Source organism: Roseburia sp. CLA-AA-H209 (genome assembly GCF_020687575.1).
Taxonomy (GTDB): Bacteria; Bacillota; Clostridia; order Lachnospirales; family Lachnospiraceae; genus Roseburia_C; species Roseburia_C amylophila.
Genome location: NZ_JAJEQU010000005.1, coordinates 90728 through 106062, shown reverse-complemented (window position 1 = coordinate 106062; position 15335 = coordinate 90728). Strand labels below are relative to the sequence as shown.

Sequence of the window (15335 nt, the reverse complement as noted above, 5' to 3'; positions counted from 1 at the left end):
CTGCGATGAAAGAAGAACTCTACCATATCGCTTTGGACGATTATGAACACGGCGTTGTGATCCGTTCCCTGAACGATAAAAAGACCGACCTCAAAAAAGAGGGCAAGTCCACCGACGCCGTAGACGATCTGATTATTAAAATCGGTCACGCCCCAAGACGCAAGTTCAAAGTGGTAGAAAAGGAATCCTGCCGTGAATCGAGATAGCAACAAGCAGTCTGCGATTATCCTTGCGGTTATTGGGATTCTTCCCGTTGTGTGGCTCGGCTTATTGATAGCGCCGTCCGTCAAGGGCGGTCTGCCGGAGATACTGCCGAGCCTTTTGACGGCATTCAATGATCCGTTCCATATCGAGCTTTGCGGGGACAGCTTAAAAACTGTCCTCGTTTTGCTTTTGCTCTACGGAATGGGGATTGGAATTTATTTGTCCACACGGAGGAACTACCGCAGGCGTGAGGAACACGGCTCAGCGAAATGGGGCAGCGCAAAAGCCATTGATAAAAAGTACCGTCAAAGCCCGCCCTCGGAAAATAAGCTGATGACGCAGAATGTCCGAATCGGACTCAATGCGAAAAAGCACCGGAGGAATCTGAATACTCTGGTGTGCGGCGGCTCCGGCGCAGGCAAGACAAGATTCTATTGCAAGCCGAATTTAATGCAGACAAGCAATTCCTCTCAGGTAATTTTAGATCCAAAAGGGGAAATTCTGCGTGATGTCGGCAATCTGCTTGAAAAAGCAGGCTATGAGATCAAGGTGCTGGACTTGATTTCAATGGAGAAAAGCCATTGCTACAACCCGTTTGTCTATCTCAGGAACGACAACGATATTCAGCGCCTTGTGACCAATCTTTTTAAGAGTACCACCCCGAAAGGCTCACAGTCCAACGATCCTTTTTGGGATACTGCGGCGAGTATGCTTTTACTCGCCCTTATTTTTTATTTGCACTACGAAGCGCCGGAGGAGGAACAGAATTTTGCGATGGTAATGGAAATGCTCAGGGCGGCGGCGATTGAGGACGAGGAGGACAACCGCCCTTCTCCCCTCGACAATCTGTTTGCCGATTTGGAAATGGATAATCCCGACCATATTGCATTGAAATACTATCGTTCCTACCACTCCGGCTCGGCAAAGACCTTGAAATCCATTCAGATTACCCTTGCCGCAAGATTGGAGAAATTCAATCTTGAAAGCTTAGCGGCGCTGACTTCCGCTGATGAGCTTGACCTTGCTTCAATGGGCGAGAAGAAAACGGCGCTGTTTGCGCTGATACCGGATAATGATTCGAGCTTCAATTTCCTCGTCAGTATCCTCTACACACAGCTTTTCCAGCAGCTTTTTTACTCCGCCGACCATATCCACGGCGGCAGTCTGCCGATACCTGTCCATTTTTTGATGGACGAATTTGCGAATGTTTCGCTGCCTGACGATTTTGACAAGATACTTTCCGTTATGCGTTCAAGAGGCGTATCAGTATCCATTATCCTGCAAAATCTGGCACAGCTCAAAGCCCTTTTTGAAAAGCAATGGGAATCCATCGTAGGCAACTGCGATGAATTTCTCTATCTCGGCGGCAATGAGCAGAGTACGCACAAGTATGTGTCCGAGCTTTTAGGCAAGGAAACGATTGATACGAACACCTACGGGAAAAGCGAGGGGCGGAGCGGAAACTACTCGACCAATTATCAGATTTCCGGTCGTGAGCTGCTTACCCCTGATGAAGTGAGAATGCTCGACAACCGCTACGCTATTTTGTTTATCCGTGGCGAGCTTCCGGTAATGGATTTGAAGTACGACATTTTGAAGCACCCGAATGTGGCGTATACCGCAGACGGGAAAGGCGGCGTGTATCAGCACGGCGAAGTCACAAAAAATGTGGCGACCATTGAAACCCTGTATGTTGATCTCGACAGCGTTCCCGAAATGGAGCTTTCGGAAACGACTTACGAGCTGTTGTCCGATGAGGACTTTGAGAACTTATCAAATTGATTGGAGGAAAACAGAATGAATATTTTTCATAAGACGCAGAAGAAAGAAACCCGCAAACTGCCGATGACCGGAAAGGTAAAGAAAGGCTTTCGTTATTACTGTGCGGCGGTTTTAAGCCTGACTGCTGTTTTTGCGATGTCTACAACGGCTTTCGCCGCAGGCGATCCGCTTACCGTTGTCAACAACCTGTCCGATTTCATCTTCGGCTTTATCCGTGCGATTGGTCTGATCCTGCTCGGTTTTGGTATCGTTCAGGTAGGACTTTCCCTGAAATCCCACGATCCTTCGCAGCGTGCAAACGGATTTCTGACGCTGGCGGGCGGTATCATTATCGTTTTTGCGAAAGAAATCCTCACTCTGATTACGGGCTAATCCTTTACGCAAACGACGCTCAGGGGCGTTCCTGAAAAACAATTCAGGGACGCCCCATTTTTCTTTTTAAGGAGGTGCTACGAAATTGAGTGATAACTGGGTAGTTCAGAATCTCCAGAATGCCCTCGAAACTTGGAATGAAAAACTCGCTGAGATATGGCAGCTCATCACAACTACGCCGCAGAGCTTCAAAGGCGGTGGGATATGGGCGGTCATTGTCAATATCAACGGCGCTGTGCAGGCGATTGGTCTTGCGCTTTTGGTGCTGTTTTTTGTGGTCGGTATGGTACGCACCTGCGGCAGCTTCAGTGATGTCAAGAAACCGGAACACGCTGTCAAGCTCTTTATCCGATTTGCGCTTGCAAAGGCGGGTATCACTTACGGTATGGAGCTAATGCTTGCCCTGTTCAATATCGTGCAGGGTACAATCGGCACGATTATGACCGCCGCAGGCTTTACTTCCGCACAGCAGACCACTCTGCCGCAGGAAATGATTGACACCATAGAAAGCTGCGGCTTTTTCGAGAGTATCCCGTTATGGGCGGTTACGCTCATCGGCGGCTTGTTTATCACAGTAATGTCATTCCTGCTCATAATGACGGTGTACGGGAGATTTTTTAAGTTATATATGTATACGGCGCTCGCCCCGATTCCGCTTTCCACTTTTGCGGGAGAGCCGAGTCAGAATGTGGGGAAATCATTTATCAAAAGCTACTGCGCCGTATGTTTGGAAGGTGCAGTGATTGTTTTAGCCTGCATTATCTTCTCGCTGTTCGCTTCTTCCCCGCCTGTGGTCGATCCCAATGCGGCGGCAGTCACGCAGGTTTGGTCATATATCGGCGAGCTGCTCTTTAATATGCTCGTTTTGGTCGGCTCGGTGCGGATGTCTGACCGGATAATCCGTGAGATGATGGGACTGTAAGGAGAACAGAATGAAACGAATATACAACAAATTCAAGGGCTACACCCTTGCGGACTGCGATTGCAGATATTGCCTGTATTACGGAGGGCGGCGAAAAGGCAAAGTTATCTGTCTTGCAGACGAGTGCGTCTGCGCCGATGAAATCCGGCAGGCACAAAAACGAAAAGAAAGGAGTTCCTAAATGGAAGTCAAAATCAACAGAGAAATCAGGAATTACACGGAAGCGATGTTTTTCGGACTGTCACTGCGGCAGTTCATTTTTTCTGCCTGCGCCTGCGTGGTGGCGGTGGGTATCTATTTTCTGCTCAAGCCCTATGTCGGCACGGAAACCGTATCGTGGATGTGCATTTTGGGAGCCGCACCCTTTGCGGCTCTTGGTTTTGTTAAATACAACGGAATGACCGCCGAGAAATTTATCTATGCGTGGATCAAGTCGGAGTTTTTAATGCCGAAAAAGCTCACTTTCCGTTCAACGAATACCTACTACGAGCTGTTCAAGCCGAGTATCGAAGCAAAAGCAAAGGAGGCTATGAAATCGAATGATTAAAACACTTACCAATCTCCGCAAGCAGGAAAAGGAAAAGTTTGTCGTGCCGAAGGGCGTTCAGGATGTGATCCCCATTACCGCCATTTATGACGACGGTATTTTTCAGATCGGGAAAGACAAGTTTTCCAAGACCTATAAATTTTCAGATATTAACTACGCTGTTGCCAGCCGTGAGGACAAGGAAGCGATGTTCCTTGAATACTCGGAGCTGCTCAATTCCCTCGACTCCGGCGCAACGACAAAAATCACGATCAACAACCGCCGCTTAAACCGATTGGACTTTGAGAACAACATCCTTATCCCGATGAAAGGCGACAGCCTTGATGAATACCGTGAGGAGTATAACAAAATCCTTTTGGAAAAAGCCACAGGCGCAAACGCTATCGTGCAGGATAAGTATATGACGATTTCCGTCAACAAGAAGAATATTGAGGACGCAAGGAATTATTTTGCCCGTGTGGGCGCTGACCTGATCGCCCACTTCGGCAGGCTCGGCAGCAAGTGCTTGGAGCTGGAAACCGATGAAAGGCTGCGTATCTTCCACGACTTTTACCGTGTGGGCGAGGAATCCTCTTTCCACTTTGATATAAAGGAAACCCGCAAAAAGGGACACAGCTTCAAGGACTATATCTGCCCTGATTCAATGGAATTTGAAAAGGACTACTTCAAAATGGGCGACCGTTATGGGAGAGTCCTTTTTTTGCGTGAGTACGCATCCTATATCAAGGACAGTATGGTGGCGGAGCTGACCGATCTCAACCGCAATCTGATGATGTCGATTGATGTTGTACCCGTGCCGACTGATGAAGCGGTACGGGAAGCGGAAAATCGTCTGCTTGGTGTGGAAACGAATATTACCAACTGGCAGAGGCGGCAGAACTCCAATAATAACTTTTCGGCGACCGTTCCCTATGATATGGAACAGCAGAAAAAGGAAATGAAGGAATTTCTCGATGATTTAACGACGAGAGATCAGAGAATGATGTTCGCCGTGATTACCTTTGTGCATACGGCGGATTCCAAAGAACAGCTTGATAACGACACGGAAGCGCTGCTTACCACGGCGAGAAAGCACCTTTGTCAGTTCGGCGTGTTGAAATTCCAGCAGGTGGACGGGCTGAATACGGTTATGCCGTTTGGCGTGCGGAAGATTGATACCTTCCGTACCCTCACAACCGAAAGTCTCGCCGTGTTTATCCCGTTTCGGGTGCAGGATATTTTTCACGAGAACGGTATCTACTACGGGCAGAATGTTATCAGCAAGAATATGATTATTGCCGACCGCAAACAGCTTTTGAACGGTAATTCCTTTATCCTCGGCGTATCCGGCGGCGGCAAGTCCTTTGCTGCAAAGGGAGAAATCGAGAATGTAATCCTTTCTTCGGAATCAGATGTTATCATCATTGATCCGGAGCGAGAATATTCACAGCTTGTTAAGGCGCTCGGCGGCGAGGTAATCCATATTTCCGCCACTTCGCAAAATCACATCAACGCTATGGATATGACGAAGGAGTACGGCGACGGGGCGAATCCGGTTATTTTGAAGTCGGAGTTTATTATGTCCCTGTGCGAGCAGCTCATCGGCGGCAGCAACCTCGGCGCAAAGCAGAAGTCCATTATCGACCGCTGCACCGCCAGCGTGTACCGCACCTATCAGCAGAATAACTATCAGGGCGAAGTGCCGACCTTGCAGGATTTCAGGGCGGAGCTTCTGAAACAGGACGAGCCGGAGGCGAAGGAAATCGCCCTTGCCATCGAGCTGTTTACAAGCGGCAGCTTGAACACCTTTGCGAAGCATACGAATGTGGATACCAATAACCGTCTGATCTGCTATGACATTTTAGACCTCGGCAAACAGCTTATGCCTATCGGTATGCTGGTCGTTCTCGACTCTATCTTAAACCGCATTACGCAGAACAGGGCGAAAGGCAGAAATACCTTCATCTTTATTGATGAGATTTATCTGCTGTTCCAGCACGAGTATTCCGCTAACTTCCTTTTTACCCTTTGGAAGCGTGTGCGTAAATACGGTGCTTATGCGACGGGTATTACGCAGAATGTGGACGACCTTTTGCAGAGCCATACGGCAAGGACAATGCTCGCAAACTCTGAGTTTATCATTATGCTCAATCAGGCTTCCACGGACAGGCTGGAGCTGGCGAAGCTCTTAAATATCTCCGACCTTCAGATGTCGTATATTACGAATGTGGAAGCCGGACACGGGCTTATCAAGGTGGGCAGTTCCCTTGTGCCGTTCGCAAATAAATTCCCGAAAAATACGAAGCTGTATAAGCTGATGACAACAAAACCGGGCGAGAGCGCATAAGCTCCCGCCCCTTGTTTCAGAAAGGATATGGCAATGAGAAAAAAGATTTGTATTGCGTTGATGACGGCGTTTACCGTCCTGCTCGGCGTCAGCAGTTATTTCATTATTGACCATTACAGGGAGGCGGAACATCAGGAACAGCTGTACGATTCCCTCGTACAGCTCGTAGAGGACAGCGAAACCGAGCCTGCCGAGCCGATCATCTATTCGGAAGATAAGACGATACTGCCGGAGCTTACCGAGTTGTACCGTCAAAACAATGATTTGGTCGGTTGGATTTGCGTGGAGGATACGAACATCAATTATCCAGTTATGCAGACGGTGGATAACCCGAACTACTATCTAAAGCGTGGATTTGATAAAGAATACAGTTCTTACGGCTGCCCGTATGTGCAGGAGGATTGTGATGTCCTAAAGCCTTCGGACAATTTAGTGATCTACGGTCATCATATGAACAACGGCTCGATGTTCGCCGACTTTGAAAAATTCAAGGACGAGGATTTCTGGCGGGGACATAAAACGATTGCCTTTAACACCCTGACAGAGAAAAATGAGTATGAAATCCTTGCGGTTTTCAAAACCGTTGTCTACACCGACAGCCCTGAAGCCTTCAAATATTACCGCTTTACGGACGCTCAGTCGCCGGAGGAGTTTGACGCTTATATTGATAAGTGCAAAGAGCTTTCCCTTTACGACACGGGCGTATCGGCGGAGTACGGCGACAAGCTGATCACGCTTTCCACCTGTGAATACTCCCGTACAAACGGAAGGATTGTCGTTGTGGCGAAAAAAGTAACAGAAAGCAGTGGTGCAAATGCTCCCGCAAATGACGGGGCGGCAGAGATACCGAGCTAATGCCCTGATAAAGAAGCTGTGCGCTAATTATGATGACGGGAACTGCCTGCTTCTTGATGAAGGGGAAGGCTGCGTCTGCGTACAGAGTATATCCTACTCGTTTTTATGCAGGTATTTCCGCAATGCGGTACTTCCGGCAGATCCGGCGCTGGAAGCGGAGATACTTGGAACGCACCCTGACAGGTGCGTTTCCTGCGGCGCTCCGATTATCAAGCGTGGCAACAGGAAAAAGTATTGTGAGAAATGCGCCGGTATCGCATACAAAAGGCAGCAGGCAGAGTACGCAAGGAAAAAGCGCACAGAATCGAAAAATAGAGGGTAAAAAGTCCTTGATTTAAGCGGCTTTTCAGCCCTCGTACTTTGAGGGGCAAGGTGTTGATACCTTTTCCCCTCTTTTTTTACTTCAAAGCGTCCACAGGCGCTTGGAAAGGAGGTTTTCTATGCCGGATATTAAGACAAGGGATATAGCGAAAGGCACGATCAAAACGATTGACAAATCGGCGGTTGCCGCCGAGCGTATGAAATCCACCTTTATCCAGACTAAAGAAAAAGCGGAACACTCCGTTGATGTCCCTGAAAGCAGTGCGGAGGAATACGCTTCCAACCGTTTGGAAAGCGGTACCGACCGAGTTTCCCACGAAGCCGTACACCAATTTGACAAGCAGGGGCGCAAGGGCGTTCAGGCGACAAAGCAGAATATCGTCAAGGCAAAGGACGGTATTCAGAAATTCAAGGAAAAGCGGGCGGCGCAGTCGCTTCAAAAACAGGCGCAGGCGGCAACTCCACGAAAAGGCGTCGGTCAGGGTATCAAGGCGGTGGAACAGCCGAAGAAGGCAGTAAAAGAGTCTGTCCGTTCCGCAGGAAAAAAGACGATTAAGACGGTTGGGAAAGGCTCGGCGAAAACAGCGCAGAAAACGGTAAAAACCGCAGAGCGCACCGCTAAAACGACCGTCAAGACAGCACAGCGTACCGCAAAGGCGGCGCAGAAAACAGCGCAGGCTACGGTCAAGGCTTCTCAAAGGGCAGTTCAGGCGGCACGGGCGGCGGCTCGTGCCGCCGTTATTACGGCGAAAGCAATCGCAAAAGCGATAGCGCTTGCGGTCAAGGCGATTATCGCCGGAACAAAAGCGTTGATCGCCGCAATCGCCGCAGGCGGCTGGATAGCGGTTTTGGTCATTATTGTGATTTGCCTGATCGGTATGCTTCTCGGATCAGTGTTCGGTATCTTTTTCTCAGGCGAGGATTCCGGCACGGGTATGAGTATGCAGACCGTTGTGCAGGAAATCAATACCGAATACAATACCAAACTGCAAGAGGAGAAAAGCTCGGTATCCTATGATGTCCTTGAAATGAGCGGTAGCCGTGCCGTTTGGAAAGAGGTGCTTGCGGTATACTCGGTCAAGGTCAACACCGATCCGGATAATCCCCAAGAGGTCGCAACGATGGACGAATCGAAAAAGCAGCTTCTCACGGACATCTTTTGGGAGATGAACGAAATAAGCTCCAGCACCGACACCAAAACCGAGACGGTCATTACCGAAACCGATGACGGTCACGGAAATATCGTGGAGACGGAAAGCACGGTCACGCAAACCTATCTGTATATCACGGTCAGCCATAAGACCGCCGATGAGATGGCGGCGCAGTATGGATTTAACGAGGAACAGAAAGAGTATCTTGCAGAGCTGCTTGCCGATGAAAACAATTCGCTGTGGTCGCAGGTGCTTTACGGGATTACGGGGACAGACGATCAGATCGTAACCGTTGCGCTTTCCCAAATCGGAACAATGGGCGGCGATCCGTACTGGTCTTGGTACGGTTTTAATTCCCGTGTAGAGTGGTGCGCTTGCTTCGTTTCGTGGTGCGCTAATGAATGCGGGTATATTGACGCTGGTGTAATTCCGAAATACGCAGGCTGCGTCAACGGCGTACAATGGTTTAAGGACAGAGGGCAATGGCTGGATAACAGCGCCGAGCCTACGCCGGGTATGATTATCTTCTTCGATTGGGCGGACGAAAGCGGTCAGGACGGATTATCCGACCATACGGGTATCGTCCAAAAAGTAGAAAACGGCAGAGTTTACACGGTCGAGGGCAACTCCGGGGATTCTGTTCGTCAGAATAGTTATCCGGTTGGGTATTACGAAATACTCGGCTACGGTGCACCTGCCTATTGATCGGAGGGCAAAAACGAGCCGCTTGCTTAAATGCAGGCGGCTTAATTACATAAAAATTCGCAAAAAGGTATTGACAAATAGAATCTCAGTGGGTATACTTTGCTTGTAAGATAGTTAGTTACTCAACTAACAGACAAACAAGCAGGTGTAGGAGGTGCTATGATTGAATGTAAATCCGAATATAGATAAACCGATCTTTCTTCAGATCGCAGAGCAGCTTGAAGATTCTATATTTACTGGTGCTTTTCCTGAAGAAACACAAATCCCATCGACAAATGAAATTTCTGCGCTGCTCAGTATCAATCCACATACTGTTCTAAAAGGAATGAATGTGCTGGTTGACGGGGGAATCATCTACAAGAAAAGAGGTCTTGGAATGTTTGTGAAAGAAGGTGCAGTCGAAAAAATTCGACAAAAACGGCAAAGTCAGTTTTATGAGCAGTATGTTTCGACTTTAATAAGCGAAGCATTGAAGCTGCAAATGTCTAAAGAGGATATTATTTCTTTGATAGAAAGGGGTTATGACAATGAATGCCATTCAAATTAAAAATATAACGAAACGCTATAAAGATGTCACAGCGCTTGACGATATTTCTTTTTCCTTTGAGTTCGGGAGAATATATGGGTTTTTAGGAAGAAACGGGGCAGGAAAATCTACCCTTATCAATATTATCGCAAACCGGATTTTTGCAGATCAGGGCGAAGTCCTGATTGATGGTATTCCTGCAAAAGAAAATATGGGTGTCCACGAAAAGATTTTTTGCATGAGTGAAGCGGATTTATATGACAGAGATTTGAAGGTTAAGGATCATTTCAAGTGGACAAATCGTTTTTATAACGATTTTGATCTGGATAAAGCCTTTGAACTTTCCAAAAAGTTCAATCTTGATATTAACAAAAGGTTTAAGGCGTTATCGAAAGGGTATCAGTCCATTTTCAAGCTGATTATTGCGCTATCACTGAATGTTCCGTATGTAATCTTTGATGAGCCGGTTCTGGGGCTTGACGCAAACCACAGGGAACTGTTTTACAGCCTGCTCCTTAAAGAATTTGAGAACAATGAGCGGACGCTTATTATTGCGACACATCTGATAGAGGAAGTTTCCAATATTATTGAGGAAGTTGTCTTGATTGATAAAGGGAAAATTCTTCTTCAGGAAACGGTTGAGGAACTGCTTGAAAAAGGATATAGCATTTCCGGGGTGGCTCAGGAAGTTGACCATTATTGTGAAGGCAAGAATGTCATCGGATATGACGAGTTGGGCGGCTTGAAAATTGCCTATGTATTAGGAGAAAAAACGGCTTTACCTCAAGGAAGCAATCTGCAAGTTACGGCAATGAATTTGCAAAAACTGTTTGTCAAGATGACAGAGAAAGGTGGCGGCGAAAATGAGTAAATTAAAATCTGCGGTTTTATATGAATACTTAACTAAAGTAAAGGCAATAGGAATTTTCTATTTGATCCAATATTTGATAGTGGCTCTCATTTTTACGATTGTTGCAATTTGTACTAAAGGAAATGAAACTGGCTCAAATACTTTAGAGTTCAGTTCTGTTGTTTTTGTCAGTGTTATAGGCGTATTAGGCTACAAAGAAGATTTCAAGGCGTTGCTCCAAAATGGATATACCCGAAAATATATTTTTGGGGCGACTGTTTGTATGTTTACATTGCTGGCGGGTACAATGGCACTTATTGATACCATAATCGGTAACTCTCTTCATTTCTTCAACAGTAACTATTTTACCTTATACAGTAGCCTTTATGGATTCGGAAATATTTTTATAAACTGGTTATGGCTTACTGCTTTATATTTGATGTTTTGCAGTCTTTTCTATTTAGCGATTTTAGTCATCAACAGAGTTGGAAAAACAATTTCTCTTTTGATCGGAGTTGGAATATCTGGAATCATTCTTCTTGTTATGGCGTTGTTCCAGTTTGTATTCTCAGATGAAATTGTAAGCAAGGCTATGGAATTGACGATGAGAGCAGTAGGATTTATGAGCGATGGTACAATAAATCAGTTTTTCCCAATTCTATCATTTCTCATAATCGGAGCTCTTTTTGGAATTGGCTCATATGCTGTAATCCGCCGTACAGAATTAAAATAAAACTATACCCAAAATAATACGGTGCTACCCACTTGGGTAACACCGTATATTTTTTCCGCTTTTATTGATTTTTATATTTATCCATTTCAACTAACATCTTATATAGATGTTCTTGCTCGGATTTACTTTTTGCTGCGACCAGCTCGTAACATTTCATAGGATAGCTGTCGGTGCTGCTTTCGCCTATCTTCTCAAAAAGCTGAGCAAGCGAGACATTCATAGCTGAAGCAATCTTTTCGATACTTTCAAGAGTGGCGTTCTTTTCCCCTCGTTCCACTTGCCCGATATAAGTAGGGTGGCAACCGGATAACTCAGCAAGCTTCTCTTGGCTCAATCCCTTATCAATTCTATAATTGCGGACACGCTGTCCGATTGTTTTTGCAATTTCACTCATAGTTCCAGCCTCCATTCATAGTCTATAAATATTGTTTCCGTAGTTCCACAGACTATTGATATTTATTGTTGACTTTGATATACTATGAGTATTATAATTAGATTTTTTGTGCTTTTAGGCTTTGAACTGGCTGGTGAACTTTAATGAGGGGAAAAACGGCTTGCTTTACCGGACATAGAAAAATACCGCCGGAGAGCATACCGGAACTCTCTCAGCGGTTAAAAAACACCTTGCTTCGACTGATAGAAGAAGGATATATGTACTTTGGCGCAGGCGGAGCATTGGGCTTTGATACGCTGGCTGCTCAATGCGTTTTATCCTTGAGAAAGCGATATTCGCATATCAAGCTGATTTTAGTCCTTCCATGTACCACACAGACAAAAGGCTGGAGCAAAGATGATATAGCGGTTTATGAGGAGATCAAAAGTCAGGCGGATAAGGTAGTATATACTTCTCACGACTATTTTCGGGGCTGTATGTTCAAAAGAAACCGCCATTTGGTAAATGGCAGCAGCGTCTGCATAGCCTATTTAACACAGGAGAAAGGCGGGACTGCATATACGGTAAATTATGCTCGGCAAAACAATGTGCAAGTGATAAACTTAGCTGCTCAATAGATGTGAAGAATGGGAAGATTGAAAAAAGTTCATCTCCGAATGGAAAGTATACTTGACATTTGCGCCCTCTTTGCTATAATAGAGATATGGAAAGCTGGCTTTCCATAGAAAGGAGGCGCACCGTGAAAAACCGTTTAGAGGAAATCCGGAAAGAACGGGGAATCAAGCAGGAAGAACTGGCTGCCGCACTGGAAGTATCCCGGCAGACCATCGGCTCGTTGGAAAACGGACGATACAATCCTTCAGTTACATTGGCGTTTAAGCTTGCACGGTATTTTAATATGAGCATTGAAGATATTTTCATTTACGAGGAGGGAAAGCAATGAAGAAGAAAACCGGAATATATCTTGTAATCGGCATAGTCGGCATTGCTTTGGCTCTGAGCGCAAGGTTTCTTTTACAGGACTGTTTGAGCGATTCGCAAAGCGGCGCAATGATCGGCATAGGTGCCGGATTGTTCGGCTATGGGATTGCGAAATGGTGCGTCGCTCTGTGGGGCGCAAAAAATCCCGATTGAGATTTCACCTGTTTTAAGAAATTTAATAACTGTTATATTTTATTATTAAATTCTTCGCACCCCCTTGAAAACACTGGATTTGTCGCAGGTGAGCTTTCCCTTATTATTTCCCTTGTGTTATATCGTCCCATCAGTGTTTATGCACTCTGATAAGGGCAAATACAAGGGCAAGAAAAATCTATAAGACAGTATAACACAAAATAAAAGTGACATGGTGAACTGATTGAAATGCTTCTTAATTTTTGCTACTACTGATTGATTAAATGATAAGGAGATGGGATACGATGAGAACAATATTTGCAGAATACAATCCACAGTGCAACAGCATTGATGTATATACTAATACGGGCTATATACTCCGTATTGATTGTTGGGAAGCAGAAAAAAATTTAAGAACCACACCTGGATCTGATTGTGCTTTGACATCGCTTGCAATCGATGAGCCATTAGAATATGCAAGGTTATATCTTGATGGGAATTTACAGATGTGGGTAGATGCTGAAGATTCATTAGAGTTATGATTATTCCAATCAAAATCTACTAGAATTTATTAAAAATTAGCTTCATAATTTTAAAAGGACAGCCCTATTGCTATGAGGCTGTCCTTAAAAATACAATAGATAAACCTAGATTATTCTTGCTACTATCTGATTGTTAAATTTTCTGTATTCCATATTGCAAATCTCCCTTTTCGCAATATTTTATTAGTATGAATGCCAGAATCGCTGAAAAAACACGTGCCAATACCGTACTCCACCATATCATAATCTGTCCACCAAATAAAGGTGGTAAAACAAGCATAAATATCAGCATCAATACTGGTTCAATGAATGTAAGAATGTATGACAATCCACTTTTTTCAGTAGCATAAAATCCAGCTGTCGCTATTCTGGTAATCGCAACAAATGGTAATGACACTAAAAATATAGGTACAATTTTAGAAATCTCAATACTTACTTCATAAGAAGCTCCGAAAACCCCTCCAATATTTGCTCTGTTTACATACATGATAATTCCACCACAAACAGCAAGAATTATTGCAAAAATGTATGCCATTCTCTGAACTCCTCTCAGGCTTTCTTGATCCTTCTCACCATAAAAACGGCTCATTAAAGGTTGACTTCCATCACCTACGCCCTGCAATATGAGATATATGATACAGATAATATAGGATACACATGCATAAGTTGCAATAGCTTTTTCTCCCCCATAAGAAGCGGAGAATCGGTTTATAAACACCAATGAAATATTAGGAGTCAATGCTAGCCCAAATGGTGCAAGACCTACTCTGAATATAGCGCCACACATTTCTTTTACATTTTTTAAGGATACATACACATAAAACTTTTTATTATATAATGCGTATATGATTGCAATTGCTGCAGTCACACCCTGTCCGGCTATTGTAGCTGTGGCTGCACCTTTCATGCCCATTTCATATATCCATACAAAGATAAAATCCAGAACAATATTGGTTATGAATCCACCAACCATCGCAAACATTGACCAGAAAGAGTTTCCATAATTTCTAATGAATGGCATCATTCCAGTTCCAAGAATCTGCAATATTGCTCCAAGTGCTATAATTTTGATATAATCTGTCGCATTTGTTAATATAATTCCATCTGCTCCAAGCAATCCTAAAATTTTAGACGAAAAGGAGTAAATAATTATGGTACTGATAACACTTACTATTACAAGAAGCCACCAGCTTGTAGCAATAAATTCTTCTGCCCGTTTTCCTTTCTTTTCTGCTGCATTAATTGAGTAATAAACAGCTCCTCCCATACCAATTCCTGTTCCAAGAGCCTGAATCAAAGCCACAATCGGATATGCAATATTAATAGCCGAAAGTCCAGCATCTCCTATGGTATTGCCTACAAAATATCCATCCACTATCGCATATATTCCTGATAATGCAAATGCTATAATAGATGGAATAACATATTTAAAAAATAATGATTTATGATTCATTTTTCTTACAATCTCCTTCCTTGAAAAGTCTGATAAACAGCTCTGTATTATCATTAAGACTTTCTATATTCTCTAATCCCATTTTTTCGATTACATATATTTCTTTTGAGTGCAGTTTTTCTATGATATCTTTCGTATATTCCATTCCTGATTCTGTGAGGCATATCAGCTTATTTCTCTTGTCTGAATCATCAGATACCATATTGATGTATCCTTTTTTCTGAAAATCTTTTAGTATCGTATTTACCGTTTGCTTAGGTATATTCCATTTTTCACTTATCATTTTCTGCGTGCATCTTCCATTACTTTCATAAAATGAATACAAAGCAAAAACTCCATTTGAAGACAGTCCCTGATCCTTTGACCATTCCTCATACATTGCTGTACATTCTTTCCATAAAGCATAATATCGTTGCAACTGTATTATCATATTATTATCTTTTCTCATCTTTTTTCTCCTTAAATTAGTACGAATCCGGACTTTTATAGTATAGTCCGAGTTCGTACTAATTGTCAAGATTTATTTATATACTTTTTCT

The 15335-nt window shown here is 44.3% G+C and carries 20 protein-coding genes; 17 read left to right on the top strand and 3 right to left on the bottom strand.

The window, feature by feature from the left end:
- Positions 1–5: 5 nt before the first annotated feature.
- The 13 genes from LKD41_RS06505 to LKD41_RS06445 all read left to right on the top strand — a co-directional run bounded on the left by LKD41_RS06505 (position 6) and on the right by LKD41_RS06445 (position 11294).
- Positions 6–206: a hypothetical protein gene (locus LKD41_RS06505; RefSeq protein ID WP_022278669.1), complete on the top strand. Its 201-nt coding sequence runs from the start codon at positions 6–8 to the stop codon at positions 204–206.
- Entirely contained in the window at positions 193–1986 is a 1794-nt protein-coding gene (locus LKD41_RS06500) for a VirD4-like conjugal transfer protein, CD1115 family (protein ID WP_022278668.1), read from the top strand. The genes LKD41_RS06505 and LKD41_RS06500 overlap by 14 nt, the downstream gene beginning before the upstream one ends.
- Positions 1987–2001: 15 nt before the next feature.
- Positions 2002–2358: a TrbC/VirB2 family protein gene (locus LKD41_RS06495; RefSeq protein WP_173728716.1), complete on the top strand. Its 357-nt coding sequence runs from the start codon at positions 2002–2004 to the stop codon at positions 2356–2358.
- 85 nt (positions 2359–2443) lie between these two features.
- Positions 2444–3280 (top strand): hypothetical protein, encoded by an 837-nt coding sequence (locus LKD41_RS06490; protein WP_055194923.1) that lies wholly within the window; start codon positions 2444–2446, stop codon positions 3278–3280.
- 10 nt (positions 3281–3290) lie between these two features.
- Positions 3291–3461 (top strand): hypothetical protein, encoded by a 171-nt coding sequence (locus LKD41_RS06485; protein WP_173728718.1) that lies wholly within the window; start codon positions 3291–3293, stop codon positions 3459–3461.
- Positions 3462–3827, top strand: coding sequence for a PrgI family protein (locus LKD41_RS06480; protein WP_055194921.1), 366 nt, complete (start codon positions 3462–3464; stop codon positions 3825–3827).
- On the top strand, positions 3820–6153 hold the full coding sequence (locus LKD41_RS06475; protein ID WP_173728720.1) for a VirB4-like conjugal transfer ATPase, CD1110 family: 2334 nt from the start codon (positions 3820–3822) through the stop codon (positions 6151–6153). The genes LKD41_RS06480 and LKD41_RS06475 overlap by 8 nt, the downstream gene beginning before the upstream one ends.
- 33 nt (positions 6154–6186) lie before the next feature.
- Complete coding sequence (gene srtB, locus LKD41_RS06470) at positions 6187–7008, top strand: class B sortase (RefSeq protein WP_022278663.1); 822 nt, start codon at positions 6187–6189, stop codon at positions 7006–7008.
- The gene (locus LKD41_RS06465; RefSeq protein ID WP_244093018.1) at positions 6968–7330 is read left to right on the top strand and encodes a cysteine-rich VLP domain-containing protein; all 363 of its coding nucleotides are present in this window, start codon (positions 6968–6970) and stop codon (positions 7328–7330) included. Before srtB ends, LKD41_RS06465 begins: the two co-directional genes overlap by 41 nt.
- A gap of 118 nt (positions 7331–7448) precedes the next feature.
- Positions 7449–9185 carry a CHAP domain-containing protein gene (locus LKD41_RS06460; RefSeq protein ID WP_173728724.1) on the top strand — a complete coding sequence of 579 codons (1737 nt, stop codon included), beginning with the start codon at positions 7449–7451 and terminating at the stop codon, positions 9183–9185.
- Positions 9186–9348: 163 nt separating this feature from the next.
- The gene (locus tag LKD41_RS06455; protein WP_155219444.1) at positions 9349–9732 is read left to right on the top strand and encodes a GntR family transcriptional regulator; all 384 of its coding nucleotides are present in this window, start codon (positions 9349–9351) and stop codon (positions 9730–9732) included.
- A complete protein-coding gene (locus LKD41_RS06450) occupies positions 9713–10582 on the top strand; it encodes an ABC transporter ATP-binding protein (protein WP_173728726.1) in 870 nt (289 codons plus the stop codon). The genes LKD41_RS06455 and LKD41_RS06450 overlap by 20 nt, the downstream gene beginning before the upstream one ends.
- Positions 10575–11294, top strand: coding sequence for a hypothetical protein (locus LKD41_RS06445; protein WP_173728728.1), 720 nt, complete (start codon positions 10575–10577; stop codon positions 11292–11294). Before LKD41_RS06450 ends, LKD41_RS06445 begins: the two co-directional genes overlap by 8 nt.
- A gap of 61 nt (positions 11295–11355) precedes the next feature.
- Here the strand turns inward: LKD41_RS06445 and LKD41_RS06440 are convergent, their stop codons facing one another.
- Entirely contained in the window at positions 11356–11688 is a 333-nt protein-coding gene (locus LKD41_RS06440; protein WP_021950633.1) for a helix-turn-helix domain-containing protein, read from the bottom strand.
- Positions 11689–11831: 143 nt separating this feature from the next.
- On the opposite strand from LKD41_RS06440, the gene LKD41_RS06435 reads away from it, so the two are divergent.
- The 4 genes from LKD41_RS06435 (at position 11832) to LKD41_RS06420 (ending at position 13343) form a co-directional block, all read left to right on the top strand.
- Positions 11832–12305 carry an SLOG family protein gene (locus LKD41_RS06435; RefSeq protein WP_015518001.1) on the top strand — a complete coding sequence of 158 codons (474 nt, stop codon included), beginning with the start codon at positions 11832–11834 and terminating at the stop codon, positions 12303–12305.
- Between the two features lie 122 nt (positions 12306–12427).
- Complete coding sequence (locus tag LKD41_RS06430; RefSeq protein WP_227700742.1) at positions 12428–12631, top strand: helix-turn-helix transcriptional regulator; 204 nt, start codon at positions 12428–12430, stop codon at positions 12629–12631.
- Positions 12628–12822: a hypothetical protein gene (locus tag LKD41_RS06425; protein ID WP_227700741.1), complete on the top strand. Its 195-nt coding sequence runs from the start codon at positions 12628–12630 to the stop codon at positions 12820–12822. The genes LKD41_RS06430 and LKD41_RS06425 overlap by 4 nt, the downstream gene beginning before the upstream one ends.
- A gap of 284 nt (positions 12823–13106) precedes the next feature.
- Complete coding sequence (locus LKD41_RS06420) at positions 13107–13343, top strand: DUF6061 family protein (RefSeq protein WP_002578301.1); 237 nt, start codon at positions 13107–13109, stop codon at positions 13341–13343.
- A gap of 133 nt (positions 13344–13476) precedes the next feature.
- Here LKD41_RS06420 and LKD41_RS06415 read toward each other — a convergent pair whose 3' ends face one another.
- Entirely contained in the window at positions 13477–14796 is a 1320-nt protein-coding gene (locus LKD41_RS06415; protein WP_109214827.1) for an MATE family efflux transporter, read from the bottom strand.
- Complete coding sequence (locus tag LKD41_RS06410) at positions 14786–15244, bottom strand: MarR family transcriptional regulator (protein ID WP_108817235.1); 459 nt, start codon at positions 15242–15244, stop codon at positions 14786–14788. Before LKD41_RS06410 ends, LKD41_RS06415 begins: the two co-directional genes overlap by 11 nt.
- Positions 15245–15335 lie beyond the last annotated feature (91 nt).

Excerpts from the sequence above, each read along its gene's own strand:
- LKD41_RS06460 (WP_173728724.1), top strand. The coding sequence starts at position 7,449 with ATGCCGGATATTAAGACAAGGGATATAGCGAAAGGCACGATCAAAACG.
- LKD41_RS06485 (WP_173728718.1), top strand. The coding sequence starts at position 3,291 with ATGAAACGAATATACAACAAATTCAAGGGCTACACCCTTGCGGACTGC.
- LKD41_RS06435 (WP_015518001.1), top strand. The coding sequence starts at position 11,832 with ATGAGGGGAAAAACGGCTTGCTTTACCGGACATAGAAAAATACCGCCG.
- LKD41_RS06505 (WP_022278669.1), top strand. The coding sequence starts at position 6 with ATGAAAGAAGAACTCTACCATATCGCTTTGGACGATTATGAACACGGC.
- LKD41_RS06495 (WP_173728716.1), top strand. The coding sequence starts at position 2,002 with ATGAATATTTTTCATAAGACGCAGAAGAAAGAAACCCGCAAACTGCCG.
- LKD41_RS06445 (WP_173728728.1), top strand. The coding sequence starts at position 10,575 with ATGAGTAAATTAAAATCTGCGGTTTTATATGAATACTTAACTAAAGTA.
- LKD41_RS06465 (WP_244093018.1), top strand. The coding sequence starts at position 6,968 with ATGCTCCCGCAAATGACGGGGCGGCAGAGATACCGAGCTAATGCCCTG.
- LKD41_RS06440 (WP_021950633.1), bottom strand. The coding sequence starts at position 11,688 with ATGAGTGAAATTGCAAAAACAATCGGACAGCGTGTCCGCAATTATAGA.
- srtB (WP_022278663.1), top strand. The coding sequence starts at position 6,187 with ATGAGAAAAAAGATTTGTATTGCGTTGATGACGGCGTTTACCGTCCTG.
- LKD41_RS06425 (WP_227700741.1), top strand. The coding sequence starts at position 12,628 with ATGAAGAAGAAAACCGGAATATATCTTGTAATCGGCATAGTCGGCATT.
- LKD41_RS06410 (WP_108817235.1), bottom strand. The coding sequence starts at position 15,244 with ATGAGAAAAGATAATAATATGATAATACAGTTGCAACGATATTATGCT.
- LKD41_RS06415 (WP_109214827.1), bottom strand. The coding sequence starts at position 14,796 with ATGAATCATAAATCATTATTTTTTAAATATGTTATTCCATCTATTATA.
- LKD41_RS06420 (WP_002578301.1), top strand. The coding sequence starts at position 13,107 with ATGAGAACAATATTTGCAGAATACAATCCACAGTGCAACAGCATTGAT.
- LKD41_RS06480 (WP_055194921.1), top strand. The coding sequence starts at position 3,462 with ATGGAAGTCAAAATCAACAGAGAAATCAGGAATTACACGGAAGCGATG.
- LKD41_RS06475 (WP_173728720.1), top strand. The coding sequence starts at position 3,820 with ATGATTAAAACACTTACCAATCTCCGCAAGCAGGAAAAGGAAAAGTTT.
- LKD41_RS06450 (WP_173728726.1), top strand. The coding sequence starts at position 9,713 with ATGAATGCCATTCAAATTAAAAATATAACGAAACGCTATAAAGATGTC.